This is a genomic window from Paractinoplanes abujensis (assembly GCF_014204895.1).
In the GTDB taxonomy this organism is placed as follows: Bacteria; Actinomycetota; Actinomycetes; order Mycobacteriales; family Micromonosporaceae; genus Actinoplanes; species Actinoplanes abujensis.
Genome location: NZ_JACHMF010000001.1, coordinates 5,043,766 through 5,056,294, shown reverse-complemented (window position 1 = coordinate 5,056,294; position 12,529 = coordinate 5,043,766). Strand labels below are relative to the sequence as shown.

Sequence of the window (12,529 nt, the reverse complement as noted above, 5' to 3'; positions counted from 1 at the left end):
GACCAGAATCCCGTACGTCGTCAGGGACGTTGGGCGGGGCTCTGCGTCTTCGCGGGGTCCCGCTCGACGACCGGGTCGAGGGCGGCGTCGATGGCCTTCATCAGGTCGGCGTCGAGCTTCTTACCCGAAGCCTTGGCGTTGTCGTGCACCTGCTCGGGCCGCGACGCGCCGATGATGGCCGCGGCGACGTTGTCGTTCTGCAGCACCCAGGCCACGGCCAGCTGCGCCATCGACAGCCCGGCCTGGTCGGCCAGCGGCTTGAGCTGCGCCACCGCCTCCAGCACCTCGTCGCGCATGAGCCGCGAGATGAAGTTGGCGCCCGACTTCTCGTCGGTGGCTCGCGACCCCGCCGGCGGCTGCTCGCCCACCTTGTACTTGCCGGTCAGCACACCCTGCGCGATCGGCGAGAAGACCACCTGACCGACACCCAGCTCGATCGACGTGGGCACCACCTCGGCCTCGATGACCCGCCACAACGCCGAATACTGCGGCTGGTTCGACACGAACGGGATCTTCAGGTCCTGGGCCATCTCCCAGCCCGCGCGGATCTCCGACGCCGTCCACTCCGAGACACCGATGTAGAGCGCCTTGCCCTGCCGCACCACGTCGGCGAACGCCTGCATGGTCTCCTCGAGCGGGGTCGAGTAGTCGTAGCGGTGCGCCTGGTAGAGGTCGACGTAGTCGGTCTGCAGGCGGCCCAGCGACGCGTCGATCGACTCCATGATGTGCTTGCGGGACAGGCTGCGGTCGTTCGGGCCGGGCCCGGTCGGCCAGAACACCTTGGTGAAGATCTCCAGACCGGCACGGCGCTCACCCTTCAGCGCCCGGCCCAGCACCTCCTCGGCGCGGCCACCGGCGTACGCGTCGGCGGTGTCGAAAGTCGTGATGCCCACCTCGAGGGCGGCCCGCACGCACGCGACGGCGGCCTCCTCCTCGACCTGGGAACCATGGGTGATCCAGTTGCCGTAGGCGAGCTCGCTGATCAGCAAGCCGGAACGGCCGAGATGACGATGTTCCATGCCCCGACCCTATGCCTGTTCCAGAGAACCGGCCTTCGGAGCGCCGGCCTTCAGAGCACCGGCCGAGTGTCCTTGATCAACTTGTCGATCTCGTCGAGCACGTCGGCCCGTTCCCGATACTTGAGTTCGACCAGCATGTCGCCCTTACGGTCGAGCGCGCCCCACAACCCGAACTTGTCGGCCACCAGGAACGCCGCCGGATGGATCAGCAGGGCCGCGTGCACCGGCTGCACCAGCAATTGCCCCGTACGGTCGACGACCCCGTACAGCTCGCCCGCATCGACGACGGCCAGCCCCTCCTCGGTGAAACCGTCGACCGGCTCACCGGTGGCCAGCATCGTCGCGAACGCCCGGTAGTGCGGCTGCACGACAAGACGCGCATGGTTGTCGACCACACCCCAGCCACCCCGGCGCACCAGGGCCAGCCCATTGTGGAACGGCCGCGCGTCGTCGAACCCGCCCGGCACGATGACCCGGTTCTGCTGGTCGATCGCGTACCAGCCACCCGCGTCGTCCCGCGACACCCAGGCCAGCCCGTCCGCGAACCGCCCCGCCGCCCGATAACCCGACGACGCGTCGATCAGCACCTCGCCCGCCGCGTCGATCAGCTCCCAGGCCTGCGCCTCCGGCCGCCGCACCCAGGCCAGCCCGTCCGCGAACGGCTGCGCCTGCGCGAACTGCGGCGTCAACGACCCCGGATACCCCCACAACCCCGACGTCTCATCCTTCAACGGCCGCGGCTGTACGCGCTGGCCCACGATCTCCTCGCGGGTGCGCGGGTACGGGCCCCAGCCGTCCGCGGCCCGCCCGGTGATCGTGTCCAGGGCCAGCTCGATCCGCTCGACCAGGTCCGGGTCGGCCCCCTTGCGCAGATCGAGCGCGCCCTCCAGGTGGTTCACGGCCTCCAGGTGCCGGCCCTGCTCGAACGCGGACCGCCCGGCCAGCTCCTGCATCTCGGCCCGCAACCGGGCGGGCAGCTCGGGCGAGTTGGTCTCCTCGAAGATCCGGTCGGCCTCGGCGTACTCCCCGCGCCACAACAGCACGTGCCCGAGCCGGGCCTTGACCGTGGCCAGCCGTACGAGATCACCGGCCGCCTCCGCGTGCCGCAACGCCGCCTGCGCGTCCTCGAGCGCCGCGTCCAGATCGTCGAGCAGCCGCTCGGCCACCGCGCGCAGGCTCAGCAGCCGCGCCCGGTCGGAGTCGCGCTCGGCGTACTCGAGCTTGTCGGTGAGCCGGTCGATGACCACCCACATCGGCTCGTCGTCCTCGATCTGCTCCCGCAGCGTCCGCGGGTCGTACGTCACCGGGTAGGCGGCGAGGATCTGCTCCGGGTCGGTGCGGCGGTTGCGCGGATCAGCCACTTGCTCGCGGCGTTGCTTGATGAACCCCTCGTACGCGGGGGAGCCGTCCCCGGGCCTCCCGCGCTCGCTGCTCGGGGCAGCCGCCGTCCCGCCCGGGCCGTCCACGTCCGCGCCGGCGTCGTCGCGTTCCTCGGGCCGGGCGCCGGCTGCTTCCGTGCCGGGCTCGATGTCGTGGCCCGTTTTGGTTGCGTGGTCCGGCGCGGCCGTCTCGCTCGCCGGGCCGGCCGCACTTTCGCCGTGCGCCGGCTCGCTGTCCGCCGGGACCGCGGTGACGTCCTGGCCTGCTTCCCCGTACGCCTCGGCCGTGATCGCGTGCGGGACCCCCGGCGCCGCAATGGCCTGCGGCGGGTCCTCGATCAGCTCGACGTCCACGATGTCGTCGTTGCCCGGCATCTCCGCCGCGCGCAGAACCACCGGCTCGTCATCGTCGATCTCCGGCTCGACGATCTCGGCATCGATCGCCTCGTCGTCGTCGAACCCGCCCGCCGGCCCCGAGAACCGTGGCTCCGGCTCTCCGTCCGGATCCGGACCGTCCTCAGCCACCGGCGGCGCCGACACGGGCTGCGCCGAGACCGGAGCGGCGGAAAACGGCTGCCCGGAGACGGGCGCGGGTTGGCTCGGTGCCGACTGCGCCGAGTCGCCGTGCATCACCGTCGAATTGCCGGAGTCCAGCAGCGATGGTGCGGTTTGCGTCGTCCCGGGGTGGGCCGACACGGGCTGGGCCGGCATCGGCTGCGCTGTCATCGGCTGGGCTGACACGGGCTGGGCGGTCATCGGCTGGGCCGACATGGGGTGGGCCGACACCGGCTGAGCCGACACCGGCTGAGCTGACACGGGGTGGGCTGACACCGGCTGAGCTGACACGGGGTGGGCCGACACCGGCTGGGCTGACACGGGGTGGGTCGACACCGGCTGGGCCGACACGGGGTGGGCGGTCATCGGCTGGGCCGACACCGGTTGGGCCGAGACGGGCTGCGCCGAGACCGGCGCGGAGGCCGCCTGCCCGGAAACCGGCTGGTCCGAGGCCGGGCCGACCGTGGACGGCGCCTCCGGAACCGGGTCAGCGGACACCGGCCGCACCGCTGTCGGCTGCACGGAAATCGACTCGTTGCCGGCATAGGGAAGGTCCGCGTCGGGCCGCGTCTCTGCCGCTTCGGTGGCGTCCTCGCTGACATCGTTGTCGCCCTGCGCCGGGACCACGACGGGCTGCGCGCCCGACAACGCGACCCAGTCGGGAGTCTCCGCCACACCACCGGCCGGCCGAACCCCGGCCACGCCCGAACCGGCCCGCGGACCGTCCGAGCCCCACCCCGAGTCATCTGCAGCGGGCTGCGCCGAAACGGGCCAAGCCCCACCGGAATCCGCCCGTATCCGCTCACCGCTGACGGGTTGCGCCGAGCCGCCCCGAGCGGTGAAGGGCTGCCCAAGACGTCCGGCCGACGGCTGTTCCGAGTCCGGTCGTGGAGTGACGGCGTCCTCTGCAGCCGGCCGTCCCGCAACCGGCCCGGAGTCCTCCGGCCGTTGCTCGAAAGGCCGACCGGAAATCGGCTGAGCCGCGCCGGGCTGCCCGAAGGTGTGCTGAGGTCCGGCGTCCCGCTCCGGGCCCTGGAACGCGGACGGCTGCGTGGAGACCGGCCCAGCGGAGGGTTGCGCCGAAATCGGCACAAAGCCGGGCGGCGTGGAGACCGGCCCAGCGGCGGGCTGCGCCGAAACCGGGCTGAAGCCGGGAGGCGTCGCGGCGGCCGGTGGCGCGGAGACCGGCCCAGGCGCCGGCTGCGCCGGAAGGGGGACGGCGGCGGACGGTGGCGCGGAGACCGGCCCAGCGGCCGGCTGCGCCGGAAGCGGGACGGCGGCGGACGGTGGCGCGGAGACCGGCCCAGCGGCCGGCTGCGCCGGAAGCGGGACGGCGGCGGACGGTGGCGCGGAAACCGGGACGAAGCCGGAGGGTTGCGCGGAGACCGGCCCGGCCACGGGTGGTCCCGAGGCCGGCTCCGGCGCCGTGGGCTGTGCCGAGATCGGGGCGGGGAATGCGGCCGGCTGCCCGGAGACGGGGTGAGCCGTGGCGGGCGGGGCTGACGTGGGCTGGAACATGGACGGCGAGGCGGACACCGGTGCGGGGCCGGGTTCGTCGATGGGTTCGATGACGACGGGCTGAGCGACGGGTGATCCGGTGATGGGCTGGGGGATCGGCGGCGGCAGCGGCGTGATCGCGCCGAGGCCGCTCTGGGAGAGCAGCCAGCCCAGACCGTGCGGCTCGTCCTCCTCGGGCGACGCCGGTGCGGGGGTGGCCGAGGCCGGGCGCGGATCGGGCGCGGGGCGGTCCCACACCGAACCGTTCCCCGTGGCGTCGCCGGCCCGCGGCTCCGAGTTCGGCGGACCGGTGACCGGCTCGATGCCTTCGGCCGTCCGTCCGCCGGGAAGCGTCGAGACCGGGCCCACCGACGGGTCGTAGCCCTCGCCCGGCCCGGCCGGCGGCGCGGTGACGGGCGGGACCTCAGCCGCAGAACCGGCGCCGTCGTACCCGGCCCGGCTCTCGCCCTGCCCCGCCGAACCGTCCGCATGCTGAACGCGGCGCGCATCCTCCACCGCCGGGAAAGGCTGCCCCGACGTGGGAGCGCCACCCACCGGCCCGTTCCGGGCCGATCCGGCACGCGGGTAACCGGCCGACGACGCACCGGACGCCGGCTGTGAGCTGCCCGGCTGCCCGGCCGCAGGCTGCGAGCCGCCCGGCTGCCCGGACGTCGGTCGCACTTCGCGCGGTTGCCCAGGCGTCGGCCATGCCGCACCTGGCTGTCCGGATGCCTGCCGCATGTCATCCAGCTGTCCGGAGGTCGGCCGCCCTTCGCGCGGCTGTTCACGAGTCGGCCATGCCCCACCCGGCTGTCCGGGCGTCGGCTGCGAGCTGCCCGGCTGCCCGGACGTGGGTCGCACTCCGCCCGGCTGCCGGGACGCAGGCTGCGCGCTGCCCGGTTGCCCGGATGGGGGCCGTCCGGCGTTCGGCGGCCCGGACGTGGGACCCGTGGGCGCGTAGCTGCCCGGTGCCGCGGAGGACGATGGCGTGGCCGGCGCAGGACCGGACCTGCCCCCGTACGGCTGGCCGGAACTCGGATGGACACCGGGACGCGACGGCCCGGGCCCCTGGTAGCCGGGACGCGGCAGCGCGGAGGTCGGCCGGGCATCGTCCGACGGGTAACTCTCGCGCGGCGACGGCGGGCCGGACTGCGGGTATCCGGCGGCGTTCGCCGAGCGCGGCGGGACGGGCTGGGCTGAGGTGGGACGCACGGCGTCGGGCCGCGGATGGTGACCGGGCCGCCAGTCGCGGGGCTCGTCGGACGGCGGCCGGTTGGGGCCGGGCTGCGACGGTGCCGCGGGCGAGCGTCCAGCAGCCTCACCCGGCGACGCCGACCCGTGCCGGGGAGCGCGCCCCGGCGGCGTGGGCTCGTAAGCGGGGGTGCGCCCCGGCGTCTGAGGGTAGGCAGGCGTCGAGGGCCGGGCCGGGGTCATCCGCGTGGGCTGCGGCGCGGGCCGGGCCGGGGCCGGGGCGCCGCGCTCGGACGGTGCGGGCCGCAGGTCGAAAGGCGTCTCGTCGCGCTGCCCGGAGGCCGGGTGGGGGCGGGACGGGAAAGCGTCGGAAGGCGCCGATCGGGCGCTGCCGTAGACGCCGGCCGACGGCGAGACCGGGCGTGGCCCACCCGGGGATTCCTGGTAGGGCGGTCGCGCGGACCCGTACGTGCTCGGCGGCGTGGCGGCGGGGACCGTGGACGGGCCGGGCGTGACGGGTACGTGACCGCCGCTGCGGGACGGCGGTGGCGCGGCTTCTCGCATCTGGGCCTCGCGGAACTGCACGGCGTCGCGGTAGGAGCCACCCGACGCCGCGGCGGGTCGACCACCGTACGAGGTCTGACCGCCGTAGGCGGGTGCGTCGGCACGCCGTTGCTCCGGCACAGCCCCGGCGGGCCGATTCCACAACGGTTCTTCCCGCAGCGGCGGCGACGGCTGCGTCTCGGGAGCGTCGGACCAGGAGGCCGGCGCCGAGGCCGAGTCGGGCGACGCCTCGTAGACCGGTGTGTGCACGGCCTTGCGTTTGCCCGGATCGCCCGGATAGCGCTGCCCGGGCTGCGGCTCCCACTCCCAGGTGATCTCGTACACCCAGGCCGGTTCGTCGGCCCAAGCGCCCCAGCCGCTCATCGGGCACCCGAGGTGAGGCCCGGCGAATGGCGACGCTCCGTCACGGCGAACTTCCACTTCTGGTCGAAATTGTGCGGCGGGCGTCCGGCCAAGATGGGTAGAGTCGCCCGGCTCTACTTCAGGGAAGGAGATTAACGGCGTGGACGGGCTCGACGCCAGCGTGCCGACGATCTCCCCGCACCGTCCGTTGAGCGTCTCCGTCGCTACTTTCGGTGCCTTGATGTGGTCGGGTTTCCGGCGCTACGCGACGTATCGGCAAGCCACGGTGGCCGGATCGTTCACCAACATAGTCTTCGGCTTTCTTCGCTGCTACGTGCTCCTGGCCGTGGCCGCGAGCGCGGCCGGGGGCCTGGCCGGTGGTTACGGCCCGCGGCAGCTCGCGACGTTCGTCTGGGTGGGCCAGGGGTTACTCAACGTGGTCGGGATCTGGGGCTGGAACGACCTCGCGGAGCGGATCCGTACGGGCGACATCGCCGCCGACCTGTTGCGCCCGGTCCCGCCGGTGACCGCCTATCTGGCCGCTGACCTGGGCCGCAGCGGCTATCAGATGCTCACCCGGTTCGCGCCGCCGGTAGTTGTCGGAGCGTTGGCGTTTCCGCTGGTCGCGCCGTCGCGCTGGCAGACTGTGCCGCTTTTCGCAGCTTCTGTGATGCTGGCCGTCGTCGGCAGCTTCGGGTGCCGTTATCTGGTCAACGCGACCGCGTACTGGCTCGGCGACGCCCGCGGCCCGCTCATGTTCTGGACGCTCGGCGCGGGTGTGCTGGCCGGTCTCTACTTCCCGCTGCGCCTGCTCCCGGAGTGGCTGACGATCACGCTCTGGGTGGCCACGCCGATTCCGGGGTTGTTGCAGACACCGCTCGACGTGCTGGTCGAGCGGGACGGTCCGGCGCTGCAGGCGGGGCTGGTCGCGCTGCAGGCGATCTGGGCAGTGATCATGGTCGCACTGGCGGGCCTGGTGCAGCGCCGGGCCGAGCGCAGGCTGGTGGTGCAGGGTGGCTGACCTCAAGCCGTACGTGGCGTTGATCGGGGGCCGGTTCCGCAGCGCCACGGCGTACCGGACCTCGTTCGCCGTTGAACTGATCACCAACGCCGGCGGCACGGCGGTCGACGTCTCCACTGTCTTCGTGCTTTTCCACGCGGCCAAGGTCGTGGGCGGGTTCACCCTCGGTGAGGCGCTGATGATGACCGGGCTGACCGCGTCGGGTTTCGTGCTGGCCGATCTCACCGTCGGCAACATCGACCAGCTCAAGACGTACATTCGGATGGGCACGCTGGACGCCGTGCTGGTGCGTCCGCTGGGTGTCCTGCCCCAGCTGGTGATCGCCGACCTGCCGCTGCGCAAGCTGATGCGGTTCGTCGTCGGCTCGGCCGTCCTGATCGTCGCGATCGCGCGCAACGACATCGCGTGGACCGCGGGCAAGGTCGTCCTGCTGGTCACAGCCCCGCTGGCCGGTGCCGTGTTCTTCGGGGCGATCTTCGTGCTGAGCGCCGGCCTGGCCTTCTGGTGGGTCGAGTCGGGCGAGGTCGGGGCGGCTTTCACGTACGGCGGGCGTGACTTCACCTCGTACCCGATCACGGTGTACGGGACCTGGTTCCGCACGCTCTTCGCGTACGGGCTGGGTTTCGGTTTTGTGAGTTATCACCCGGCGCTGACGCTGCTCGGGCGCGCGGACCCGCTCGGTCTGCCGGCCTGGGCGGGTTACCTGTCGCCGCTGGTGGCGCTGGCCGCCGCGGGGATCGCCGGGCTCGTCTGGAGGACCGGCGTGCGGCACTACCGGAGTACCGGCTCATGATCGAGATGAACGGCCTGCGCAAGGAGTTCACCGTACGGGTCAAAGCCGGCCGCTTCCGCCGGGAGAAACGCTTGATCCCGGCCGTCGACGGGGTGAGCCTGTCGATAGCCGCGGGCGAAATGGTGGGCTACATCGGGCCCAACGGCGCCGGCAAGTCGACCACGCTGAAGATGCTGACCGGCGTGCTGTCCCCGTCCGGCGGTGAGGTCTCGGTGTGCGGGCTCCGCCCCGTGCCGCAGCGGACCCGGCTGGCCCTGCGCATCGGCGTCGTCTTCGGGCAGCGCTCGCAGCTGTGGTGGGATCTGCCCCTGCGCGAGTCGTTCCGGCTGCTCCGCCACGTCTACCGGGTGCCCGCGAGCGACCACGAGTCCCGCCTGCGCCGCTGCCGTGAGCTGCTCGATCTCGACGCGTTCCTGGACACCCCCGTACGGCAGTTGTCGCTCGGCCAGCGCATGCGCGGTGAGCTGACGGCGGCCCTGCTGCACGGCCCCGAGGTGCTGTTCCTCGACGAGCCCACGATCGGGCTGGACGTCGTCAGCAAGCAGGCCGTGCGCTCGTTCCTGGGCGAGCTGGGCCAGGCCGGCCACACCACGCTGGTGTTGACGACCCACGACCTGGCCGACATCGAGCGTCTGTGCCGGCGGCTGGTCGTGATCGACCACGGGCGGGTGGTCCACGACGGCACGATCGAGGACCTGCATTCCCGGTACGGTTCCCGGCGCCGGCTGGTCGCCGACCTGGACGCGCCGTTGCCCCCCGGTTTCGCCCTGCCCGGCGCCACCCTGGTCGCGAGCGAGGCCGACGGTCACCGGGTGACGTTCACGCTCGAGTCGATCACGGCCGGGGCGGCGGTGGCGGCCCTGGTCAATGCGGCCCCCGTACGGGATCTGTCGGTTGTCGAACCCGAGATCGAGGACGTCGTGGCCCGCCTCTACACCGACCGCCGCTGACAAAACGTCAGGACCGCTCCGTCCCGGCCGATCACGAACCACCATGAGGTCCCTGCTTGCCGCCGTCCTGTCGATGCTGTTCCTGGCCGCACCCGGGCCTGCCTCCGCGGCGAGTTCCGAGATGGTGCTCAACCCCTCCGCCCGTACGGATGTGAGCGGCTGGCGGGCCCAGTCGGAGTCCGGAGCCGTGGAGCTGAAGCGGGTCACCGGGCTACGCGGAGGTCCCGCCACGACCGGTCTGTCGATCACCCGTGACGGCGGGGACGGCGCATGGGCGTACGCGGTGGGCGCTCTGCAGTCGTCGTTCGTCGTCGGCCGGACCTACCGGATGAGCGTCTGGCTGCGGGACCTGGCCGGGGCCGGCCGGACGTACGGGATCCGGCTGGCCGACGGCTACCTGCAGAACCAGCCCACGGCGGTCACGGAGTACGTCACCCCGGCCGGCTCCGGCTGGCAGCGGGTCACGCGCACCTTCGTGGCCACCGCGACCGGGGCGGCCGGGACCGCGTTCTACCTCGCCTTGCCGCCCGCGGGCGCGTTCGCGGTCCAGGTGACGGGAGCGAGCGTGGAGAGTGCGGTCTCGTACGCGCCGGCCACCGTGCGTGGCAAGCCGTCGCAGGTGATCGGGTTCTCGGACAGCACGTGGACCGCCCGTACGGGCGGTGGCGGCTGGGGCAACGGCGAGCTGCAGACCTATCAGCCTCAGAACGCCCGCGTCGACGAGGCCGGCCGGCTGCGCATCACGGCCGACCGCACTGCGGACGGCTTCACCAGCGCCCGCCTCGACACCCTGGGCAAGGTCTCGGTGCCCACCGGGTCGTACGTGGAGGCCACCATCACCGCTCCCGTCGGGGCGGGGGTGTGGCCGGCCTTCTGGATGCTCGGCACGTCCATGCCCCGGGTGGGCTGGCCGGCGTGCGGCGAGCTGGACATCTTCGAGGGCACGGGAGCGCAGCCCACGGTGGCCCGGGCGGCGGCGCACATGGCGATCGCGCGCAACCCCGGGGCCGATCAGCAGTACGGATGGGACGAACCGGGCGGCACCACGGATCTCGGCGCGCCGCTCGACTCGGGTCCGCACCAGTTCGGTGTGTACTTCGACGCGCGTACGGTCCGCTTCTATATCGACCGCAGGCCCACGATGACGTTGTGGGCTTCGGACGCGCTCGCCGCCGGCCGCACCTGGCCCTTCGGTCAGTCCTTCTTCCTCGTCGCCAACGTGGCGATCGCGGGCACCGTGGACAGCTCGGCCACCACCTTCCCCCGCAGCATGACGGTCGGCCCGGTGTCGGTGTGGAAAGGCGGCGTGCCCTTCTAGCGGTGCTCCATGACCAGCACGGCCCATGAGGGTTCGAGCGCCTCGTAGTGGTGGTCGACGTCGCCCGGGAACGTCACGTAGTCGCCCGGGCCCAGCTCGACCTGCTCGCCGACCGGGCCCGCCTTGATCCGCCCGGAGGCCAGCACGATGTGCTCGACGCTGCCCGGGATGTGGGCCAGCGCGTCACGGGCCGGGCCCGGTTCGAGCTCCATCACGTAGAGGTCGCGCCGGGTGTGCGGGGACCCGGCCGCGAGCAGGGTCGCCACGAACTCGGCCTCGTCGGCCTGCAGGCGCGGCCCCTCGCCGGCCCGGATCACCCGCACCTGTGTCTCGGGCGGCTCGACCAGGCGGCTGAAGGGCACACCGAGGGCCACCCCGAGCGACCACAGCGTCTCGATGCTCGGGTTGCCCGTGCCCGCCTCGAGCTGCGACAGCGTCGACTTGGCCAGCCCGGCCCGGCGGGCTAGCTCGGCCAGTGAGATGCCGGCCCGTTCCCGTTCACGGCGCAGAGCGGCGGCGATCGTGGCGAGCGGAGGCGCCGGCTGATGCAATGTTCGCTCCATCGATCGAGTTGTTCGGTTTGACGAACGCTGGTGCGGTCGTTCAGTATCTCGAACTATGCGTACGATACAGCGAACGCTGCTCCGGGACGCGGCCGCCATCGCCGCCGCCATGGTGGCGGTCGGGGCCTCGTTCGGGGCCATCGCCATCGCGTACGGGCTCCCGGTCTGGGTGCCGTTCCTCATGTCCACGGTCGTCTTCGCCGGGGGCGCCCAGTTCCTCGCCGTCGGCCTGCTCGCCGCCGGCCCCGTCGCCGCGGTGCTGGCCGGCCTGCTGCTCAACGCCCGCCACCTGCCGTTCGGCATGGCGATCGGCAGCAGCATGGGCACCAGTTGGCGTGACCGCCTGATCGGCAGCCACCTGATGACCGACGAGGTGGTCGCCTTCACCCTGGCCGAACAGGACCCGGTCCAGCGCCGCCGCACGTACTGGCTGATCGGCGTCACCCTGTTCACGTCGTGGAACCTCGGCACCGCCCTCGGCGTCCTGCTCGGCACGGCCGTCGGCGACTACGAGACGCTCGGCCTCGATGCCGCCTTCCCGGCCGCGCTGATCGCCCTGATCCTGCCCTCGCTGCGCGACCGCACCACCCGCCTGGCCGCCCTCACCGGCGCCGCCGTGGCCGTGGCAGTCACTCCCTGGCTGCCTGCCGGCCTGCCCGTCCTGTGCGCCCTGCTCGGCCTGTTCACCCTGCTCCGCCCGGACAGCCCGGACAGCCCGGATCGCTCGTATTACGTGGAAAGCCCGGATTACGTGGAAAGCCCGGATCGCGCGGATCACCCTGACCGGCCGGATCACCCGGACCGACCGGATCACCCTGACCGGCCGGACCGCCCGATTCACCCGTTTCGCACGCGGAAGGCAGCCGGCTGATGCCCGCCGAAATCCATTGCCGCTCTTTGCGGGGCCGCCGTCTGATGGCCGCCGAGGTCCGTCGCCACTCGTGGCGGGCCGCCGCATGATGCTCGCCGCGATCGTCGTGCTGGGTGTCGGCACGTACCTGATGCGCCTCGGCGGCGTCCTGCTCCGCGAGCGCATCGAACTCTCCGACAACCTGCAGCGCCTGCTCCCCATGGCCGCCACCGCCCTGCTGACCGCCCTGGCCGCCACGTCGACCCTGATGGCCGGCAGCGGCTTCGCCGGCGTGGCCCGCCCGGCCGGCGTCATGGTCGGGGCCCTGCTGGCCTGGCGCAAAGCCCCGTTCGTGGTCGTGGTCGTGGCCGCCGCGGCCGCCGCCGCCCTGCTCCGCCTGGCTGGAATCGACTGACGCCGATATCCACAATCCCGCGTCGTCCACAGGTCACCGCCCGCGACCCGTCCAAGATCGCCCCAGCTCAGT

The 12,529-nt window shown here is 72.8% G+C and carries 10 protein-coding genes; 7 read left to right on the top strand and 3 right to left on the bottom strand.

What is annotated here, in order from left to right; all coding sequences use genetic code 11:
* Positions 1-20 precede the first annotated feature (20 nt).
* Both BKA14_RS22790 and BKA14_RS45190 read right to left on the bottom strand, forming a co-directional pair.
* On the bottom strand, positions 21-1,019 hold the full coding sequence (locus BKA14_RS22790; RefSeq protein WP_184952916.1) for an aldo/keto reductase family protein: 999 nt from the start codon (positions 1,017-1,019) through the stop codon (positions 21-23).
* 50 nt (positions 1,020-1,069) lie between these two features.
* Positions 1,070-3,655 (bottom strand): WG repeat-containing protein, encoded by a 2,586-nt coding sequence (locus tag BKA14_RS45190; RefSeq protein ID WP_184952915.1) that lies wholly within the window; start codon positions 3,653-3,655, stop codon positions 1,070-1,072.
* An 898-nt stretch (positions 3,656-4,553) separates the two neighbouring features.
* On the opposite strand from BKA14_RS45190, the gene BKA14_RS22780 reads away from it, so the two are divergent.
* From BKA14_RS22780 to BKA14_RS22760, 5 genes are all read left to right on the top strand, one after another.
* Positions 4,554-4,832, top strand: coding sequence for a hypothetical protein (locus BKA14_RS22780; RefSeq protein ID WP_184952914.1), 279 nt, complete (start codon positions 4,554-4,556; stop codon positions 4,830-4,832).
* A 1,875-nt stretch (positions 4,833-6,707) separates the two neighbouring features.
* A complete protein-coding gene (locus tag BKA14_RS22775) occupies positions 6,708-7,568 on the top strand; it encodes an ABC transporter permease (RefSeq protein ID WP_239092762.1) in 861 nt (286 codons plus the stop codon).
* Entirely contained in the window at positions 7,561-8,361 is an 801-nt protein-coding gene (locus BKA14_RS22770) for an ABC transporter permease (protein ID WP_184952913.1), read from the top strand. Before BKA14_RS22775 ends, BKA14_RS22770 begins: the two co-directional genes overlap by 8 nt.
* Positions 8,358-9,311, top strand: a complete 954-nt coding sequence (locus BKA14_RS22765) for an ABC transporter ATP-binding protein (protein ID WP_184952912.1) — start codon at positions 8,358-8,360, stop codon at positions 9,309-9,311. Before BKA14_RS22770 ends, BKA14_RS22765 begins: the two co-directional genes overlap by 4 nt.
* A 43-nt stretch (positions 9,312-9,354) precedes the next feature.
* On the top strand, positions 9,355-10,629 hold the full coding sequence (locus tag BKA14_RS22760) for a glycoside hydrolase family 16 protein (protein WP_184952911.1): 1,275 nt from the start codon (positions 9,355-9,357) through the stop codon (positions 10,627-10,629).
* Here BKA14_RS22760 and BKA14_RS22755 read toward each other — a convergent pair.
* Entirely contained in the window at positions 10,626-11,192 is a 567-nt protein-coding gene (locus tag BKA14_RS22755; RefSeq protein WP_184952910.1) for a helix-turn-helix domain-containing protein, read from the bottom strand. The two genes, BKA14_RS22760 and BKA14_RS22755, sit on opposite strands and share 4 nt — an antisense overlap.
* 55 nt (positions 11,193-11,247) lie before the next feature.
* Between BKA14_RS22755 and BKA14_RS22750 the strand changes: the two genes are divergently transcribed.
* A complete protein-coding gene (locus BKA14_RS22750) occupies positions 11,248-12,063 on the top strand; it encodes an AzlC family ABC transporter permease (protein WP_184952909.1) in 816 nt (271 codons plus the stop codon).
* 70 nt (positions 12,064-12,133) lie between these two features.
* Complete coding sequence (locus BKA14_RS22745; RefSeq protein ID WP_438861900.1) at positions 12,134-12,457, top strand: AzlD domain-containing protein; 324 nt, start codon at positions 12,134-12,136, stop codon at positions 12,455-12,457.
* Positions 12,458-12,529: the final 72 nt, after the last annotated feature.

Excerpts from the sequence above, each read along its gene's own strand:
- BKA14_RS22760 (WP_184952911.1), top strand. The coding sequence starts at position 9,355 with ATGAGGTCCCTGCTTGCCGCCGTCCTGTCGATGCTGTTCCTGGCCGCA.
- BKA14_RS22790 (WP_184952916.1), bottom strand. The coding sequence starts at position 1,019 with ATGGAACATCGTCATCTCGGCCGTTCCGGCTTGCTGATCAGCGAGCTC.
- BKA14_RS22755 (WP_184952910.1), bottom strand. The coding sequence starts at position 11,192 with ATGGAGCGAACATTGCATCAGCCGGCGCCTCCGCTCGCCACGATCGCC.
- BKA14_RS22750 (WP_184952909.1), top strand. The coding sequence starts at position 11,248 with ATGCGTACGATACAGCGAACGCTGCTCCGGGACGCGGCCGCCATCGCC.
- BKA14_RS22765 (WP_184952912.1), top strand. The coding sequence starts at position 8,358 with ATGATCGAGATGAACGGCCTGCGCAAGGAGTTCACCGTACGGGTCAAA.
- BKA14_RS22780 (WP_184952914.1), top strand. The coding sequence starts at position 4,554 with ATGGGCTGGGGGATCGGCGGCGGCAGCGGCGTGATCGCGCCGAGGCCG.